Source organism: Micromonospora sp. WMMC264 (assembly GCF_027497275.1).
In the GTDB taxonomy this organism is placed as follows: Bacteria; Actinomycetota; Actinomycetes; order Mycobacteriales; family Micromonosporaceae; genus Micromonospora; species Micromonospora chalcea.
On the sequence record NZ_CP114907.1, the window covers coordinates 4557683 to 4573710 of the forward strand.

The 16028-nt window shown below is 73.5% G+C and carries 19 protein-coding genes; 10 read left to right on the plus strand and 9 right to left on the minus strand.

Annotated features, from left to right (window positions below; genetic code table 11):
- Nucleotides 1-206 precede the first annotated feature (206 nt).
- Both O7542_RS19700 and O7542_RS19705 read left to right on the plus strand, forming a co-directional pair.
- Entirely contained in the window at nucleotides 207-812 is a 606-nt protein-coding gene (locus tag O7542_RS19700; RefSeq protein WP_013284457.1) for a sigma-70 family RNA polymerase sigma factor, read from the plus strand.
- Nucleotides 766-1539 carry an anti-sigma factor gene (locus tag O7542_RS19705; RefSeq protein ID WP_064446974.1) on the plus strand — a complete coding sequence of 258 codons (774 nt, stop codon included), beginning with the start codon at nucleotides 766-768 and terminating at the stop codon, nucleotides 1537-1539. Before O7542_RS19700 ends, O7542_RS19705 begins: the two co-directional genes overlap by 47 nt.
- 95 nt (nucleotides 1540-1634) lie before the next feature.
- On the opposite strand, the gene O7542_RS19710 is transcribed toward O7542_RS19705, so the two are convergent.
- From O7542_RS19710 to O7542_RS19725, 4 genes are all read right to left on the minus strand, one after another.
- The gene (locus tag O7542_RS19710; protein ID WP_281605014.1) at nucleotides 1635-2594 is read right to left on the minus strand and encodes an electron transfer flavoprotein subunit alpha/FixB family protein; all 960 of its coding nucleotides are present in this window, start codon (nucleotides 2592-2594) and stop codon (nucleotides 1635-1637) included.
- Between the two features lie 12 nt (nucleotides 2595-2606).
- Complete coding sequence (locus O7542_RS19715) at nucleotides 2607-3386, minus strand: electron transfer flavoprotein subunit beta/FixA family protein (RefSeq protein WP_281605015.1); 780 nt, start codon at nucleotides 3384-3386, stop codon at nucleotides 2607-2609.
- Between the two features lie 177 nt (nucleotides 3387-3563).
- Nucleotides 3564-3968 carry a hypothetical protein gene (locus O7542_RS19720; protein ID WP_030500918.1) on the minus strand — a complete coding sequence of 135 codons (405 nt, stop codon included), beginning with the start codon at nucleotides 3966-3968 and terminating at the stop codon, nucleotides 3564-3566.
- A 2-nt stretch (nucleotides 3969-3970) separates the two neighbouring features.
- On the minus strand, nucleotides 3971-4768 hold the full coding sequence (locus O7542_RS19725) for a GNAT family N-acetyltransferase (protein WP_030500919.1): 798 nt from the start codon (nucleotides 4766-4768) through the stop codon (nucleotides 3971-3973).
- A gap of 41 nt (nucleotides 4769-4809) precedes the next feature.
- Here O7542_RS19725 and O7542_RS19730 point away from each other — a divergent pair, with 41 nt between their 5' ends.
- Genes O7542_RS19730 through O7542_RS19740 form a run of 3 tightly spaced genes read left to right on the plus strand, consistent with a single transcriptional unit; the run spans nucleotide 4810 to nucleotide 5914 of the window.
- A complete protein-coding gene (locus O7542_RS19730) occupies nucleotides 4810-5196 on the plus strand; it encodes a DUF202 domain-containing protein (protein ID WP_030500920.1) in 387 nt (128 codons plus the stop codon).
- Nucleotides 5193-5492 carry a DUF202 domain-containing protein gene (locus tag O7542_RS19735; RefSeq protein ID WP_281605016.1) on the plus strand — a complete coding sequence of 100 codons (300 nt, stop codon included), beginning with the start codon at nucleotides 5193-5195 and terminating at the stop codon, nucleotides 5490-5492. Before O7542_RS19730 ends, O7542_RS19735 begins: the two co-directional genes overlap by 4 nt.
- 26 nt (nucleotides 5493-5518) lie before the next feature.
- Nucleotides 5519-5914, plus strand: a complete 396-nt coding sequence (locus O7542_RS19740; protein ID WP_043326070.1) for a PLD nuclease N-terminal domain-containing protein — start codon at nucleotides 5519-5521, stop codon at nucleotides 5912-5914.
- Between the two features lie 56 nt (nucleotides 5915-5970).
- On the opposite strand, the gene O7542_RS19745 is transcribed toward O7542_RS19740, so the two are convergent.
- Together O7542_RS19745 and O7542_RS19750 are read right to left on the minus strand one after the other, a co-directional pair.
- A complete protein-coding gene (locus tag O7542_RS19745; protein ID WP_281605017.1) occupies nucleotides 5971-7593 on the minus strand; it encodes an acetolactate synthase in 1623 nt (540 codons plus the stop codon).
- A gap of 70 nt (nucleotides 7594-7663) precedes the next feature.
- Nucleotides 7664-8437, minus strand: a complete 774-nt coding sequence (locus tag O7542_RS19750) for an enoyl-CoA hydratase-related protein (RefSeq protein WP_043326074.1) — start codon at nucleotides 8435-8437, stop codon at nucleotides 7664-7666.
- A gap of 131 nt (nucleotides 8438-8568) precedes the next feature.
- Between O7542_RS19750 and O7542_RS19755 the strand changes: the two genes are divergently transcribed.
- Entirely contained in the window at nucleotides 8569-9087 is a 519-nt protein-coding gene (locus O7542_RS19755; RefSeq protein WP_281605018.1) for a DUF6232 family protein, read from the plus strand.
- Between the two features lie 88 nt (nucleotides 9088-9175).
- Nucleotides 9176-9658, plus strand: coding sequence for a DUF6232 family protein (locus O7542_RS19760; RefSeq protein WP_064446971.1), 483 nt, complete (start codon nucleotides 9176-9178; stop codon nucleotides 9656-9658).
- Nucleotides 9659-9673: 15 nt separating this feature from the next.
- Here the strand turns inward: O7542_RS19760 and O7542_RS19765 are convergent, their stop codons facing one another.
- Nucleotides 9674-11149 carry an alpha/beta fold hydrolase gene (locus O7542_RS19765; protein WP_281605019.1) on the minus strand — a complete coding sequence of 492 codons (1476 nt, stop codon included), beginning with the start codon at nucleotides 11147-11149 and terminating at the stop codon, nucleotides 9674-9676.
- A gap of 94 nt (nucleotides 11150-11243) precedes the next feature.
- Here O7542_RS19765 and O7542_RS19770 point away from each other — a divergent pair, with 94 nt between their 5' ends.
- Nucleotides 11244-12008, plus strand: a complete 765-nt coding sequence (locus O7542_RS19770) for a hypothetical protein (RefSeq protein ID WP_281605020.1) — start codon at nucleotides 11244-11246, stop codon at nucleotides 12006-12008.
- Nucleotides 12009-12053: 45 nt separating this feature from the next.
- On the opposite strand, the gene O7542_RS19775 is transcribed toward O7542_RS19770, so the two are convergent.
- Together O7542_RS19775 and O7542_RS19780 are read right to left on the minus strand one after the other, a co-directional pair.
- Nucleotides 12054-12950 carry a ribokinase gene (locus O7542_RS19775; protein WP_069087606.1) on the minus strand — a complete coding sequence of 299 codons (897 nt, stop codon included), beginning with the start codon at nucleotides 12948-12950 and terminating at the stop codon, nucleotides 12054-12056.
- 17 nt (nucleotides 12951-12967) lie between these two features.
- Nucleotides 12968-13819, minus strand: coding sequence for an ABC transporter ATP-binding protein (locus O7542_RS19780; protein ID WP_281605021.1), 852 nt, complete (start codon nucleotides 13817-13819; stop codon nucleotides 12968-12970).
- 120 nt (nucleotides 13820-13939) lie between these two features.
- On the opposite strand from O7542_RS19780, the gene O7542_RS19785 reads away from it, so the two are divergent.
- Both O7542_RS19785 and O7542_RS19790 read left to right on the plus strand, forming a co-directional pair.
- The gene (locus O7542_RS19785) at nucleotides 13940-14950 is read left to right on the plus strand and encodes an ABC transporter ATP-binding protein (protein WP_043326083.1); all 1011 of its coding nucleotides are present in this window, start codon (nucleotides 13940-13942) and stop codon (nucleotides 14948-14950) included.
- Nucleotides 14947-15957, plus strand: a complete 1011-nt coding sequence (locus tag O7542_RS19790) for an ABC transporter permease subunit (protein ID WP_043326085.1) — start codon at nucleotides 14947-14949, stop codon at nucleotides 15955-15957. Before O7542_RS19785 ends, O7542_RS19790 begins: the two co-directional genes overlap by 4 nt.
- Nucleotides 15958-16028 lie beyond the last annotated feature (71 nt).

Genomic DNA, 16028 nt, shown 5'->3' on the forward strand with positions numbered 1-16028 from the left:
GGCCTGGCTTGCAGAACGGGTTACGCCGGCTCCGTGGCCCCCGGATGCGCCCGGATCCGATTTCTTTTTCCCGTCTCCGGGCGCATCCGCCGGAGCCTCCGGCGACGAAGGAGAGGTGACGAGGGTCGTGACGGACACACCGGGAGAGTGGGGCGGGGGCTGTGGGAGTTACAGTCGGGCATGCCCCACGGAAGGCGAGCCGCCCGGTGACGGCGGCCAGGCAGGGCCCCGAACCGCCGGGCGAGGACGACCTCGCCACCCGGTTCCGCGACGGCGACGAGGCGGCCCTGCGAGAGGCGTACGACAGGTACGGGCGGGCGGTGCTGCACCTGGCCACCACGACGCTCGTGAACCGCAGTGACGCCGAGGACGTGACCCAGGCGACGTTCGTCGCCGCCTGGCTCGGCCGGGAGACGTTCGACCCGGCGAAAGGCTCACTGGTCGGCTGGCTGCTCGGAATCGGGCGGCGCAAGGTGGTCGACCGGATCCGGGCCTCGGCCCGGGAGACCCGGGTGGTCGAGACGGTGAAGCAACTACCGGAACCGGTCTCCACCGGCCCCGACCCGGACACGGTGGTCGACCGGCTGGTGGTCGCCGACGAGCTGGCCCGGCTCCCCGACGAGCAGCGCCGGATGCTGGAGCTGGCGTTCTACGACGACCTGACACATCAGCAGATCGCGGCGGTGACCGGAGTGCCGCTCGGCACCGTCAAGAGTCACATCAGACGCGGCATGCAGAGCCTGAAACGCAGATGGGAGGTGGACGGTGCAGCACCTGGACCACGACCGGCTGGTCTTTCTGGCGCTCGGTGAGAGCGAGGCGGCTGACGGCGAGGCCACCCATCTGGGCACCTGCGACCACTGCCGGGGCGAGATGGAGACGCTCCAGCACGTCGCCGGGCTCGGCGCGGGCACGCAGGGCCTGGCGGAGCTGCCCGACCCGCCGGAGCACATCTGGCAGGGCATCGTGGCCGAGATCCGGGCCGCCGAGGAGCTGCCGGCGTTGACCGAGCGGCGCCTGCCGCGCCCGGCCGACCCGGTGGAGCCGGCTGCCGTACCCGTGGTGGCACGTCGTCCGCGGCGGAGCCGGCGCTGGCCGGGGTGGGCGACCACGGCGGTCACCGCCACCGCCGCCGCGGTGATCGGCGTGGCCGGCACGGCCGCGGTGCTCGGCGGCGGCGGTGGCGAGCCGGCCGACCCCGACCCGCCGGTGGTGGCCAGCGCGCCGCTCGCCGCGTTCGGCTCGACGCCGAAGGACGCCTCCGGCGACGCCCGGGTGCTCGGTGACAATCGATTGCATCTGCACGTGGCGAATCTCCCGAGCGTTCCGGGGTACTACGAGGTCTGGCTGATCGATCCGAACACGATGAAGATGTTCTCCGTGGGTACGCTGAGCAACGGTTCGGGGGACGCGCTGCTGCCGATCCCCCCGAACGTCGACCTGCGCACCTACACCGTTGTCGACGTCAGCGCGGAGCAGTACGACAACAAGCCCGGCCACTCCGGCGACAGCCTGCTGAGGGGCACCCTGACGGGCTGATCGGCGGGCCGGCTCAGCTCCCCGGCCCGCCGATCAGCTCCCTACGAGAAAGGCCGCCGCCCGGTGCACCGGGCGGCGGCCTTTTCACGCGACGCTCACTTGCGCTTGCGGATCTCCTCGGCGGCCTGGGGGACGACCTTGAACAGGTCGCCGACCACGCCGTAGTCGGCGAGTTCGAAGATCGGCGCTTCGGCGTCCTTGTTGACCGCGACGATGGTCTTCGAGGTCTGCATGCCGGCCCGGTGCTGGATCGCCCCGGAGATACCCAGCGCGACATACAACTGCGGAGACACGGTCTTGCCGGTCTGGCCGACCTGGAACTGGTGCGGGTAGTAGCCGGAGTCGACTGCCGCGCGGGACGCGCCGACCGCGCCGCCGAGCAGGTCGGCGATCTCCTCGACCAGCTTGAAGTTGTCGGCGTTGCCGACACCCCGCCCGCCGGACACGACCACCGACGCCTCCGTCAGCTCCGGGCGGGAGCCCTTCTGCTCGGCGACCCGCTCCACGACCTTGGCGAGCTTGTCCGCGTCGGTGACCGAAACGGTGAGCTGCTCCACCGCCGGGCTGGCCGCGGCCGGGACCGGGTTCAGCGAGTTCGGCCGAACGGTGACCAGCGGCAGACCCTTGGTGACCTTCGCCTTGACGATGGTGGACCCGGCGAACGCCACCTGGGTGGCGGTGCCGTCGGCGGCCAGGCCGACCACGTCGGTCAGGATGCCGTTGTCCAGCTTCACCGCCAGCCGCGCGGCGATCTCCTTGCCCTCCTGCGACGAAGCCAGCAGCACCGCCGCCGGCTGCACCCGCGCGACGAGGTCGGCGACCACAGTCGCCTTCGGGGCGACCAGGTAGCCGTCGATCTCCTCACCCTCGGCCGCGTAGATCTTCTCCGCCCCGTACTCGCCCAGCTTGCCGCTCAGCGCCTCGGCGGCACCAGGACCACCGAGCACGACGGCGCTCGGGGTGCCCAGCTCGCGGGCGAGGGTGAGCATCTCGAGGGTGACCTTCTTGACGCCGAACTCCCGGGTGGCTTCGACGACGACGAGAACCTCAGACATGTCAGTGACCTCTCACACGAACTTCTCGGAGGCGAGGAACTCGACCAGCTTCACGCCGCCGTCGCCCTCGTCGGTGATCTTCTCGCCGCCGGAACGCGGCGGGCGCTTGGAGTGCTCCACCACCGCGCTGGTGGCGCCGTCGAAGCCCACCTCCGCCGGGGCCACGCCCAGGTCGCCCAGGGAGAGCGTCTGCACCGGCTTCTTCTTCGCCGCCATGATGCCCTTGAACGACGGGTACCGCGGCTCGTTGATCGTGTCCCAGACGGAGACCACGGCCGGGGTCGAGGCGGTCACCACCTCGTAGCCCTCCTCGGTCTGCCGCTCCACCGTCAGCGTCGACCCGTCCACGGTGAGCTTCCGCGCGCCGGTCAGGGCGGCCACACCCAGCCGCTCGGCGATCATGTGCGGCATCACCTGCACCCGGCCGTCGGTCGACTCCGCACCGCACAGGACCAGGTCGGCGTTCAACTGCCCGAGCGCCGCGGCGAGGACCTTCGAGGTCGCCACCGCGCAGGAACCGTGCAGCGCGTCATCCACCACATGCACGGCCTTGTCCGGGCCCATCGACAACGCCTTACGGATCGACTCGGTCGCCCGGTCCGGACCCATCGTCAGGATGGTGACCTCACCACCATGCGCTTCCTTGATCTTCAACGCCTCTTCGATGGCGTACTCGTCCATCTCATTGATCACGTTGTTCGCCGAACCGCGGTCGACGGTGTTGTCGTCAGAACGCAGGCTGCGGTCCGCGCCCGAATCAGGCACCTGCTTGACGAGTACGACGATATTCATCGCGCTTCGACGACCCTCCTGTTTGGTGTAGCGATCACTCGCCCGGTCACGGGCGCAGCCTCCCGCGTGACGGAACGTGGGTCAACCGCGGGCAGCTGTGCACTTCCCCACGAGCGCAATGTTACCCGCAAGTAGCATGACGGCCCCGGCCGCCCGCAGTGACGCAGGTCACCGGCATCAGACCGATCCGGCCAGCGCCTGCGTGATCTTCTCGATCGCCGCCGCTTCGGCGGGCTCGATCCCCCGGTGCGCCTGCGCCACCCGCTCCGCGGCGGCCAGCACCACCGACCGGTACGTCTCGGCGTCGGCGGGCGACTTGGCCCGGAGGATCTCCATCGACCGGCCCAGCGCGGGCAGCACCACGGACTCGACCTCCAGGGCCGAGTCCCGGGGCAGCTGCGGCAGCGGGCCGGTGGTGAGCGCCTCCTTGACCACGCCCCCCACCTCGGCGAGCGCGCCGGAGGCGGCGAAGCTCTCCCGCACCATCGCCAGCACCCCGGGTACGGCGTTGGAGACCAGGAAGACCGCGCCGAACGCGCCGGTCTTCAGGGTGAGCCGCTCGTCCGCCGTCAACCGTTCCATGATCACGGAGTGTAGACGTACGGCGTGGAGGTGGTGACCGCAACGAGTCCGAGCCGCTCCAGGATGGGCCGGCTGTCCGGCGAGCAGTCCACCTGCAGCAGCGTCTTGCCGCGCTGCTGCGCCAGCCGCGCCCGGTACGCCACGAGCGCCCGGTAGATGCCCTTCTTGCGCCACTGCGGCAGCGTCGAGCCGCCCCAGAGGCTGGCGAAGCCGGTGCCGCGCTGGTAGCGGATCCAGCCGGCGCTGACCACCGTCTCCCCGGCCTCGGCCACCACGATCGTGATCGACTGCGGATCGGCCTCGATCTCCCGGGCCAGCCCGTACACCAGGTGGCTGCGGTCCTCCCGCCAGACCTCCTCCTCCATGGCGGCGATGCGCTCCAGGTCGGCCCGGCTGGTGACCTCGCGCAGGCGTACCCCCTCGGGGAGCACCGGAACGGCGGCGGCGAGCGGCGCGACCGGCCCGACCACCACGGTCTCCTGGTCCTCCGGTACGAAGCCGGCGGCGCGCAGCCGGTCGCCCAGGTCGGCCGGCTCGTCGTGACCGGCGAGCTTCCACTCGACCGACTCGCCCCGGGCCCGGAAGACCTCGACCTGCCGGGCGATCAGCGCGTCCAGCTCGGCGCCGGCCAGGCCGTCCAGCGTCCGGTAGGTGAGGAAGCCGCGGTGGTCGAGGCCGAGCACGCGGAACAGCGGGCCGTCGCGCTCCACCGTCACCCCGTCCGGCAGCGGGTCCGGCAGCTCCGGTCGGATCTGTGCGTCGTAGGCGGCGCGCAGCTCACGCGCGTCAAGATCGGTCATCCCCCCAGGCTAGGCGCGGGGCAAAGCGGATAATCGGCAGCGTGTGGGAGTCGATCAAGAACTGGTTCGACCCGCGTGAGCTGCGTTCGGTCGGCAACCCGCCGGACTACCGCTTCTCGCTGGCGAACGAACGGACGTTCCTGGCCTGGCTGCGTACCGGCCTGGCGCTGGTGGCGGGCGGGCTCGCCGCGGCGCAGTTCCTCCCGCCGCTGCGCCTGGCCCACCTGCGCGAGGCGCTCGCGATCGCGCTGCTGCTGCTCGGCGCGACCGTCTCGATCCGGGCGGTCGACCACTGGGCGCGCACCGAACGGGCCATGCGGCTGGACGAGGAACTGCCCGCATCCCGCTTCCCGGCCGTGCTGGCGCTGATCGTCGCGATCGGCGCGCTGCTGCTGGTGGCCGCCGTGCTGCTGGGTGGCGCGGGATGACCCGCGACCCCGGCCTGCAACCCGAACGTACCCGGCTGGCCTGGCGGCGGACGCTGCTCACGCTGACCGCGGTGCTGCTGCTGCAGCTCCGGCTGGCGTTCACCGGCCGGATCCTCGACGCGCTGCTGACCGGAGCAGCGCTCCTGGTCTGGCTCGCCGTGCTCGTGGTGACGTGGCACCGGGCCACCGGCGCAGGGCCGCGGCGGTTCGACAGCTGGTCCGTGCCGCTGACCGCGATCGGGGCGGCCGGACTTGCGGCGCTCGGCGTGGCGCACGTGCTGGGCGGGGTGCGCTGACGTGCGCGGGTGAGCCATCATGGGGCATGGCCCGCCTCTACGTGCTGCTCTTCCTGGTTCAGGTCGTCCTCGCGGTCGTCGCGCTGATCAGTTGCCTCTCCGCCGACGAGGAGAAGGTCAAGGCGCTGCCCCGGATGATCTGGGTGCTGATCATTCTGTTCTTCCCGCTGGTCGGCTCGATCGCCTGGTTCCTGGTGGGCCGCGAGCGCCCGGCCGGAACCACCGGCGTCACCGGCGCGGCCCGGCCCGCCGCCCCGGCCGGTCGCCCGCTCGCCCCGGACGACGACCCGGAGTTCCTCGCCTCGCTCGACGAGCGGTCCCGCCGCGAGGACCAGGAACGGCTGCGGCTGTGGGAGGAGGACCTGCGCCGCCGCGAGGAGGAGCTGCGCCGCCCGGACGACCGGGACCGCCCCGAGGTCTGACACGCGCCGCGGGCCGCCCGCCGGTCACCCGGCGGACGGCCCCGCACGCGCCGCGGTCAGGCCAGGTTCGACGACCGGGGGTACGCGTCAGCCGGGTCGGTCAGCACGTTCACCAGGTACGGCACGCCCGAGTCGAACGCGCGCCCCAGCGCGGGCCCGAGGTCGGCCGCCTTCTCCACCGTCTCGCCCCCGCCGCCGAGCCCCTCGACCACCTTGTCGTAGCGCAGCCCGGGCTGGAGGTCGGCGGCCACGTCGTAGCCGTACATCGCCCGCATCGGGTGCTTCTCCAGCCCCCAGATGCCGTTGTTGCCGACCACGATCACCACCGGCAGCTTCTGCCGGACCAGCGACTCCACGTCCATCAGCGAGAAGCCGGCCGCGCCGTCGCCCATCAGCACGCAGATCTGCCGGTCCGGGTGGCTGATCCGGGCGCCCATCGCGTAGCCCATGCCGGTGCCGAGGCACCCGTACGGGCCGGGGTCGAGCCAGGTGCCGGGCTGGGCCGGCTCCAGGTAGCGCCCGGCGTACGACACGAAGTCGCCGCCGTCGCCGATGGTGACGGCGTCCGGGGCGAGCACCTTGCGCAGCTCGCCGTAGATCCGGGCCGGGCGGATCGGGTCGCTCTCGGCGGCCATCTCCTCGGCGTCGCGGGCCTTCGCCGCGTCCTCGGCGGTACGCAGCTCGGCGATCCAGTCGGCGTGGTCGGCCCGGTCACCGGTGTGGTCGGCGAACGCGCCGAGGATCAGCCGCAGGTCACCGGCGGGCGCGGCGGCCGGCTGCACGTGCCCGGCCCGCTGGCTGGGCGCGTCCACCACGTGCACCACCTGGGCGTCGCCGAAGTCGCCGAAGGAGAGCCGGAAGTCCAGCGGGGTGCCGATCACCACGACCACGTCGGCGCCCTTGAGCGCGACCCGGCGGGCCTTGGCGAACGCGAGCGGGTGCTCCGGCGGCAGCGCGCCCCGGCCCATCCCGTTCGTGAACACCGGCACCCGCAGCGACTCGGCGGCGGCACGCAGCGCCTCGACGGCGTCGCCCGCGTACACGTCGGAGCCGGCGATGATCACCGGCCGGGACGCGCCGGCGATCAGGCGGGCCGCCTTCGCGACCTCGTCCGGGTCCGGCTCGATCGGTGCCGGCGGCGTGACCGCCGGCAGGTCGGCGTCACCGACCGAGAAGACCGCCTCCAGCGGGAAGTCCAGGAACACCGGGCCGCGGTGCGGGGTGAGCGCGGTGGTCAGCGCCGCCGACACCGCGCGCGGGATGTCGTCGGCGCTGAACACCGTCTCGGCGTGCTTGGTCACCGGCGCGACCAGCGGCAGGTGGTCCATCTCCTGGAGGCTGCCCGAGCCCCAGCGGAACTGCGGGGCCCGCCCGCCGAGCACCAGCACCGGCGAGGCGTTGAAGAACGCGCTGGTCAGGCCGGAGACGCCGTTGGTGACGCCGGGGCCGGCGGTGAGCACGGCCAGGCCGGGGCGGCGCTGGAGCTTGGCCACCGCCTCGGCGGCGAACACGGCGGACTGCTCGTGCCGCACGTCGTAGAGGGGGAAGCCCGCCTTGTGGGCGGCGTCGTAGAGCGGGAAGACGTGCCCGCCGGAGAGCGTGAACATCTCCCGTACGCCGTGCGCGCGCAGTGCCGCGAGCGCCAGATCGCCGCCGTGGCCCTCGACCCGTTCCGTCATGCCATTCCCCTTCATCGACCGACCGGGGTCACGTTACTGGCCGGTACAGCAGATGTGAACAGCTCTCGCGTCAGCGGCCGGTGAAGCCCGGCTTGCGCTTCTCCACGAACGCGGTCATGCCCTCGCGCCGGTCGTCGGTGGCGAACAGCGCCGCGAAGAGCTGACTCTCCCAGGCCAGGCCCGAGGTGAGGTCCATGTCCAGACCCGCGTCGACGGCCGCCTTCGCCGCCCGCAGCGCCTGCGCCGGCCCGGTCAGGAACGGCTTCACGTACGCCACCGCGGCGTCGTAGACCTCCGCGGCCGGCACCACCTGGTCGGCCAGGCCGATCCGCAGCGCCTCGGCGGCGTCGACCATCCGACCCGTCATGATCAGGTCCTTGGCGCGGGCCGGGCCGACCAGGCGGGCCAGCCGCTGCGTGCCGCCCGCGCCCGGGATGATGCCGAGCTTGATCTCCGGCTGGCCGAGCTTGGCGTCCTCGGCCACGATCCGCCAGTCGCAGGCCAGCGCCAGCTCGCAGCCGCCGCCGAGCGCGTACCCGGTGATCGCGGCCACGACCGGCTTCGGGATACGGGAGATCGCGCCGAGCGCGCTGGACAGGTCGGCCGCGCGCTCCGCCATGTCCACGTAGGACATGTCGGCCATCTCCTTGATGTCCGCGCCGGCCGCGAAGACCTTCTCGCCGCCGTACACGATGACGGCGCGGACCTCGGCGTCGGCGGTGGCCGCCGCAGCGGCGGCGCGCAACTCCTCCTGCACCTGGGTGTTGAGCGCGTTCATCGGCGGCCGCTCCAGCCGGATGGTGCCGATGCCGTCCTTGGATTCCAGCTTGACGAACTCGCCCACGCTGCCCTCACTTCCTCGTCGAAGTCGCGTGCCAACCTTACGGCTCGCCTCGTTGGGGTAGACAGTGTGGTGTCGGCGACTCCCCAGGTAGCCGCCGGAGTCGCCGCCGCCCCGCCACCGGGAGTGAGGTCATGATCACCTACTTCGACGACCGGTCCGTCCAGGTCACCTCCACCACGGTACGGGTGGACGGGCGCACCTACCCGCTCGCCGAACTCACCACGGTGTGGCACCGGCGGGGCGAACGCTCGTGGCGGGTGCTCGCCGGGCGCGGCGCGATCGGGGCCGCGATCGCCGGGCCGCTGGTCACCGCCGTGCTGGGCATCGGGCTGGCCGTGTGGCTGCAACGCTCGGCGGTGGTCACCATCGCCATCGTCGGGATCTCGGTGCTGATCGGCCTGGCCGTCGGGCCGGTGGCCGACTTCCTCTTCGAGTACCTGGACCGCTCCTACGCCCGGGGCAGCCGGGAGATGGAGATGTGGGCCGACTGGCGGGGTCGTCCGGTGCGGCTGCTGCACACCCGGGACGCGATGCGCTTCGGCCAGATCTACCGGGCGGTGCAGCGGGCCATGGAGAGCCTGCCGGCCGCACCCGGCCAGAACGTGATCGGCTCGTCCGGCAGCAGGCCCAGCCCGCGCAACAGGCCGTAGGCGTCCTGTTCGCCCGGCCCCGCCCGCCATACCGTCACCCTACCGACGCTCGACCGTCCGGTGTCGACACACGCGGTTAGGCTGATTTATGGCCCTCTATTACCGGGACGACGCGGTGCAGGTCACCTCGGACGCGATCCACGCGGGTGGTCGGGTCGTCGCGCTCGCCGACGTCACGTACGTCTGGCACGAGCGCGGCGCCACCACCCTCGCGGTCCGGGGGCGGGTGCTGGGACGCGGGGTGCTGGTCCTGCTGCTGTCGCTGCCACCACTCGTCGCCGTGGTCTGCGTGCTCTCCCTCGCCTGGTCGGCGCAGGACCGGGGCGAGTGGAAACTGGCCCTGATCATCCTGGCCGCGTTCGTGGTGATCGGCCTGGCGCTCACTCCGTTCCTGGAGGTGCCACTCGGCTGGCTGGACCGCTCCTACGAGCGCGGCAACCGGGTGCACGAACTGTGGGTGCAGCACCACGGCCGGGAGACGATGCTGGTCCGCACGCCCGACGCGCTGCGGTTCGGGCAGATCTACCGGGCCGTGCAACGCGCCGTGGAACAGCAGACCGACCGGCGCTGAGCCGACCGGCGCCGGTCAGGCCAGCGGCAGCGTGGTAGCGATCGGCCAGGCCAGCAGCACCGCCCCGAGCAGCGGCGCCAGCCACCACGGCGCGGCCCGGCGGCGCAACACCGCGGCCCAGGCCGCCTGCCAGGCCACCAGCGCGGCGAACAGCGGCACCACCAGCAGCACGAACCCGGGCGCCAGGCCGAGCACCGCCGCGGCGGCCAGCACCAGCACGGCGATGCCGCCGGTGGCCGCGTAGCGGAGGCCGTCGCCGCCCGCGAGCCGCTCGGCGCCGAGCAGGAACACCAGGCAGCAGAACGCCACCAGGGGCAGCAGCCACCACCGGGCCCCGACCGGCACGGTCGAGGTGAGCCCGAGATGAAGCGGCAGCGCGACGGCGAGCACCGCGTACCCGAGGAACGCGACAGCGACCACCGCGGACCGGACGCCGCTCGCGGTCGGCGGTGTCCCACCGGGGCGCGCGTAGCGTGCCGCGGCGGCCAGCAGCACGCCGGTGAGCAGCAGGAACACGGCGACGTATCCGCCCACGGCGAGCGGCAGGCGGGTGGTCGGCAGCAGCGCGGCGGACACCGCGCCCAGCCCGGCCGCCGGCACCGTCGCGGCCAGCCACCAGCCGGTACGCGGACCGCCCGCGCCCGGCCGCGCCCGGCGCGGCAGCAGGGCCGCAAGCGGCACGAAACCCAGCGCGAGCCCGGCCAGCAGCAGCCCGGCGCCGCCCGGCCGGGTCAGCGGGGACGGCTCCGGCCCGCCGGTACGGCCCGGGAGCGCGTCGAGCACCGCGGCGTGGGTACGCGGCGCGAACAGCACCGACACGTGCTCGACGCCGGGCGCCACCACCCGCGTCCGGGAACCCGGTGGCGCGTCCCGGGTCGCCTCGTCGACGGCCTGGCGGAAGCCGGCGAACTCCAGCCCGCCCACCACCAGCGTCAGGTTCCCCGGCCAGCCGGCCGGCACGTCACCGCCGTCGGGCAGCGAGATCGCCACCGTCCGGTCGATCTCCGGATGCGCCACCGCGTACCGGACGACAGCGCCGGCGCCCATCGAGTGCCCGACCAGGACGATCCGGTCCCTGTCGACGCCGGGACGCCCGCGCAGCCACCCGACCGCCACGTCCAGGTCGTGCCGCAGCCGCGCCCGCGCGCGTTCGTCGTCCCGCCCGGCGCCGGGCAGCCGGGACCCGCTGGCGCCGTGACCGGCGAAGTCGAGCAGCACCGCGACGCCGCCCTGGCGGGCCACCGAGTCGGCCAGCGGCCGCATCAGCCGGGCCGACCCGGCGAAGCCGTGCGCGATCACCACCCCGGGCCGCAGGCCACCGGCCCCGCCGTCGGCACGTACCTCGGTCAGCGGCACCCCGGCCACCGTCGCCCGCGCGGTGCTCAGCCCGGCGTCGGCGCGGACCAGGAGCAGGGCGCCGAGGACGACGGCGAGCAGCGCGACCACGCCGCAGGCGAGCGTTCGCCGCGACGCCGGGCCGGGGGTGGGCATGCCGGCACCCTACGCCGCGTCGGCGGCCCGGCGTGACCTTCGCCGCCCGGCTGCCGCCGGGCGGCACTGGCCGCGACGCCGCACACTGGAAGCCATGGCGATCCCTCTCCCCCGGCCCGGCGCCCTGCTCGGCCTCACCCGTACCGCAGTGGACCAGGCGCTCGGCTCGGCCGTCACGATGGCCTCGGTACCCGCTCGCGCCTTCGCCGTCCTCGACCAGGTGGAGGCGCTGGTCCGGCGGATCGACGGAGTGGTGGACCGGATCGAGGGCACGCTCGACCGCACCGACCGGGTGCTGGCCGACGCCGAGACGGCGGTCCGCGAGGTGGCGGTGATCAGTGCCGCCGCGACCGCGGCGATCGACACGGCGACCGAGGTGGCCGCCGCCGCGACGGTGGTGGTCGGCGAGGCGCAGCGGGTCTCCGCGGCGGCGGCCACCGTGGTCGGCGAGGCGGACCGGGTGGCCCGCAGCGCGGCCGGTGTGGTCACCGAGGCGGAGACGGTGACCGCGCGGGCGGCGGGCACCCTCGCCACCGCCGAGAAGGCCACCGGCGTCGCGAACGAGCTGCTGGCCGCGTACGAGTCGACGCTGCGCCGGGCCGCGCCGATGGCGGCGCGTTTCGTGGAGCAGCTCAGCCCGGAGGAGGTGACCGCAGCGATCCGTCTCGTGGACGAGTTGCCGAAGCTCAAGGACCACCTCACCTCGGACGTGCTGCCGATCCTGGCCACGCTGGACCGGGTCGGCCCGGACCTGCACGACCTGCTGGACGTCACCCGGGATCTCAAGCTCGCGGTCGCCGGCATCCCCGGGCTCGGCATGCTGCGCCGCCGCGGAGAACGCCTCACCGACGAGGTGTAAGGAAGGGCCCCTTGTTAACGCCTCCGGTAGTGAAAGGGGCCCTTCTTAACAGTCGGCGAACAGCTCGTCGATCTCCGCGCGGTGCGGCAGCGCCACCGAGGCGCCGAGCTTGCGTACGCACGCCGCACCGGCGGCCGCCGCCCAGCGCACCGCGTCGGCCAGGTCCCGCCCCTCACCCCAGGCCACGGCGAGCGCCGCGGTGAACGCGTCGCCGGCGGCGGTCGAGTCGACCACGTCCACCGGCACCGCCGGCACGTGCGTCGCCGGCCGCTCCCGGTCGACGTACCAGGCGCCGTCGCCGCCGAGCGTGAGCACCGCCCGGGGCACCAGATCCAGCAGCGCCGCCGGCTCGTCCCGGCCGCGACCGGTCAGCGCCTGCGCCTCCGGCTCGTTCACCACGAGCAGGTCGGTGGCCGCCAGCAGCTCGGCCGGCACCGGCCGGGCCGGCGCGGCGTTGAGCACCACCCGGGTGCCCGCCGACCGGGCCGCGAGCGCCGCCTCGGTCACCGTCTCGACCGGCACCTCCAGCTGCGCGACCAGCACGTCCGCATCGCGTACGGCGGAAAGCTCGTCGGCGGTCGGCGACGTGAACGCGGCGTTCGCGCCCGGCGTGACCAGGATGGCGTTCTCCCCCGCGCCGCCGACCATGACCAGGGCGACGCCGGACGGGCCGTAGACCACCCGCAGGTGGCCGGTGTCCACGCCGGCCGCTGTCATCCTGGCCCGCAGCGTCACGCCGAACGAGTCCGAGCCGATCGCGCCGAGGAAGACGCAGGAGGCGCCGGCGCGTACCGCGGCGACCGCCTGGTTGGCGCCCTTGCCGCCGGGCAGCATGACGAAGTCGCTGCCCAGCACCGTCTCACCCGGCCGGGGCAGCGCGGCGCCGATGCCGACCAGGTCCATGTTGGCGCTGCCGACGACGGCGATCCGGGTCTGCGGCACGGTGTCCGTCCCGTCGCTCAGGCGGCGCGGGCGGCCCAGCGGTCGCCGGACCGCGTGACCACCAGCGGCAGGCCGAACGTCTTCGACAGGTTGTCGGCGGTGAGCACGTCGCCGAGCAGGCCCTGCGCCACCACGCCGCCCTCGCGCAGCAGCAGCGCGTGCGTGAAGCCCGGCGGGATCTCCTCGACGTGGTGGGTGACCAGCACCATCGCCGGCGCGTCCGGGTCGTACGCCAGCTCGGCCAGCCGGGCCACCAGGTCCTCGCGCGCGCCCAGATCGAGCCCGGCGGCCGGCTCGTCGAGCAGCAGCAGCTCCGGGTCGGTCATCAGGGCGCGGGCGATCTGCACCCGCTTGCGCTCGCCCTCGGACAGCGTGCCGTACGCGCGGTCGGCGAGGTGCCCGACACCGAGCTGGCGCAGCAGCGCGGCGGCGCGCGCCTCGTCGGTGCGGTCGTAGCTCTCCCGCCAGCGGCCCACCACCGACCAGGCGGCGGTCACCACCACGTCGGTGACGCGCTCGTCGGCGGGGATCCGCTCGGCGAGCGTCGCGGTGGACAGGCCGATGCGGGTACGCAGCTCGTTGACGTCGGTGCGGCCGATGCGCTCGCCGAGCACGTGGGCGACGCCGTTGGTCGGGTACAGCCGGCCGGAGGCCAGGTTGAGCAGTGTCGTCTTGCCCGCGCCGTTCGGCCCGAGCACCACCCACCGTTCGTCCAGCTCGACCCGCCAGTCGACGTCGTGCACCAGCGCCGTGCCGGAGCGCTTGACGCCGACCCCGTCGAGGCTGACCACCAGATCCGCGTCCACGGTCGAGGGGGCGGGGGCGCCCTGGGCGCCGGGGATCAGGTCACCAGTCACCGCACCATCCAATCACGCATCCGGCACGGTGCCCCCCACGGGAGGCGTCGCCACCATAGGGTGGGGCGCCGTGTCGTTGGTCACCGCTTCCGGAAGGACACCCATGCCCGACCGCTGCCGGAAGGCGCGCGGATGAGCGCGGTCATCGAGATCGCCGGCCTCCGCAAGACGTTCCACTCGCTGCGTCAGGGGCGCCGGGTCGCCGTCGACGGCTTCGACATGCTGGTCGAGGCGGGTCAGGTGCACGGTTTCCTGGGGCCGAACGGTTCCGGCAAGACCACCACGCTGCGTGCGCTGCTCGGGCTGGTCCGGCCGGACGCCGGGCGGATGCGCGTGCTGGGCGCCGATTCACCCGAGCGCCTGCCGGACGTGGCCGGCCGGGTCGGCGCGATCGTGGAGAGCCCGCAGTTCTTCGCCAACTTCACCGCGCACCGGACGCTGCGGCTGCTGGCCGTGGCCGGTGGCGTGCCGACCGTCCGGGTGGACGAGGTGCTGGAGCAGGTCGGGCTGCGGGACCGGGGCCACGAGCGGGTCAAGGGTTACTCGCTGGGCATGAAGCAGCGGCTGGCGGTCGCCTCGGCCCTGCTGAAGAACCCGGAGCTGCTGATCCTGGACGAGCCGGCGAACGGGCTGGACCCGGCCGGCATCCGGGAGATGCGCGACCTGACCCGGTCGCTCGCCGAGGCCGGGGTGACGGTGCTGCTCTCCAGCCACATCCTGGCCGAGATCCAGTTGATCTGCGACCACGTGACGATCGTCAGCCGGGGGCGGCGGGTCGCGTACGGGCCGGTGGAGGAGGTGCTGGCCGGCTTCGACCAGCACCAGTGGCGGGTGCGGGTGGCCGACCCGGAGCAGGCCGGTGACCTGCTGGGCCGGGCCGGTCTGTCGGTGACGGCCGGGCCGGACCACCTGGTGGTGACCGGGGTGGAGGATCCGGAGACGATCAGCCGGACGCTCGGCGAGCAGGGCGTGTGGGTGCGCGAGCTGGTCCCGCTGCGGCCGGACCTGGAAAGCGTCTTCCTGGAACTGACCGGCGACCACGAGCACATGGGCGTGGAGGTGCCGCGGCAGGTCGACGGCGCGCCGCCGAGCGACGGAGTGATCGACCTCGACGTCCGGGAGAGCCGGGAGGTGGACGCGTGAACCTGGTCCGTGCCGAGCTGGAGCGGCTGGCCGCCCGGCGCTTCGTGCAGCTCATGGTGGTGCTGCTGGCTGCCGCCTTCGCGGTGACGGTGGTGACCACGCTCGCCGGTTCGCACCGGCCCAGCCCGGCGGAGCTGAGCCGCGCGCAGGCGCAGGCGGCGGAGAGCGTCCGCGAGATGGAGATGACGTACGACCGCTGCCTGCGGATCCGGGAGGGCTCGCTCCCGCCGGCCGAGAACGACTACCTGCCGCGCGACTGCGCCCAGATCGACCCGGCCCAGCTCGACGAGCTGCCGACCGCGGCCGACTACCTCAGCGGTGTCTTCGTCTTCGCCAAGGAGGCCGAGCCGCTGCTCTACTTCCTGATCGCGTTCCTGACGCTGTTCGGGTTCCTGGTCGGCGCCTCGTACATCGGGGCCGACCTGAACTCGGGCGGGGTGGTCAACCTGCTGCTGTGGCGGCCCCGGCGGTCGACGGTGCTCGCCGCGAAGCTGGGCACCCTGCTGGGCGGGCTGGTCGGCCTGTCGGTGCTGGCCTCGGTGGCGTACCTCGGGGCGTTCTGGTTGATCGGCCAGGCGTCCGGTCTGGTGGGGCGGACCGGTGGCGACTTCTGGCCGTCGCTCGCCGCGATCTGGGGGCGCGGCCTGGTGCTGGTGCTGCTCGCCGCGGCGCTCGGCTTCGCCGTCGCCACGCTGGGCCGGCTGACGTCGGCGGCGCTCGGCGCGGTGGCCGCGTACGTGGTGGTGTGGGAGCTGGGGGCACGGCTGGTGTTCCAGATCCTCCAGGTGGGCCGGCCGGACCGGTACATGCTGTCCAGCTATCTGGCGGCCTGGCTCTCCGGTGAGGTGCGGCTCTGGGACGGCAACGCCTGCGGCCCCGGGATCTCCGGCTACTGCGACGGCTCGTACACGGTGACCTGGCCGTCGGGTCTGGTGGTGCTGCTCGGGCTCACCGGCGCGCTCGTGGCCGCGGCGTTCACGGTGTTCCGCCGCCGCGACCTGATGTGACGGAAGGGCAGTCCCGGCAACTCCTTGCGAACCCTGACGCCATGATGAAGGATTCCTTCACATGGCGTCAG

Bases quoted from the DNA above. Each gene is read 5' to 3' on its own strand.
- O7542_RS19720 (WP_030500918.1), bottom strand. From the start codon at position 3,968: ATGGAACGGTTGACGGCGGACGAGCGGCTCACCCTGAAGACCGGCGCG.
- O7542_RS19710 (WP_281605014.1), bottom strand. From the start codon at position 2,594: ATGTCTGAGGTTCTCGTCGTCGTCGAAGCCACCCGGGAGTTCGGCGTC.
- O7542_RS19785 (WP_043326083.1), top strand. From the start codon at position 13,940: ATGAGCGCGGTCATCGAGATCGCCGGCCTCCGCAAGACGTTCCACTCG.
- O7542_RS19745 (WP_281605017.1), bottom strand. From the start codon at position 7,593: ATGACGGAACGGGTCGAGGGCCACGGCGGCGATCTGGCGCTCGCGGCA.
- O7542_RS19765 (WP_281605019.1), bottom strand. From the start codon at position 11,149: ATGCCCACCCCCGGCCCGGCGTCGCGGCGAACGCTCGCCTGCGGCGTG.
- O7542_RS19760 (WP_064446971.1), top strand. From the start codon at position 9,176: ATGGCCCTCTATTACCGGGACGACGCGGTGCAGGTCACCTCGGACGCG.
- O7542_RS19755 (WP_281605018.1), top strand. From the start codon at position 8,569: ATGATCACCTACTTCGACGACCGGTCCGTCCAGGTCACCTCCACCACG.
- O7542_RS19715 (WP_281605015.1), bottom strand. From the start codon at position 3,386: ATGAATATCGTCGTACTCGTCAAGCAGGTGCCTGATTCGGGCGCGGAC.
- O7542_RS19725 (WP_030500919.1), bottom strand. From the start codon at position 4,768: ATGACCGATCTTGACGCGCGTGAGCTGCGCGCCGCCTACGACGCACAG.
- O7542_RS19770 (WP_281605020.1), top strand. From the start codon at position 11,244: ATGGCGATCCCTCTCCCCCGGCCCGGCGCCCTGCTCGGCCTCACCCGT.
- O7542_RS19740 (WP_043326070.1), top strand. From the start codon at position 5,519: ATGGCCCGCCTCTACGTGCTGCTCTTCCTGGTTCAGGTCGTCCTCGCG.
- O7542_RS19735 (WP_281605016.1), top strand. From the start codon at position 5,193: ATGACCCGCGACCCCGGCCTGCAACCCGAACGTACCCGGCTGGCCTGG.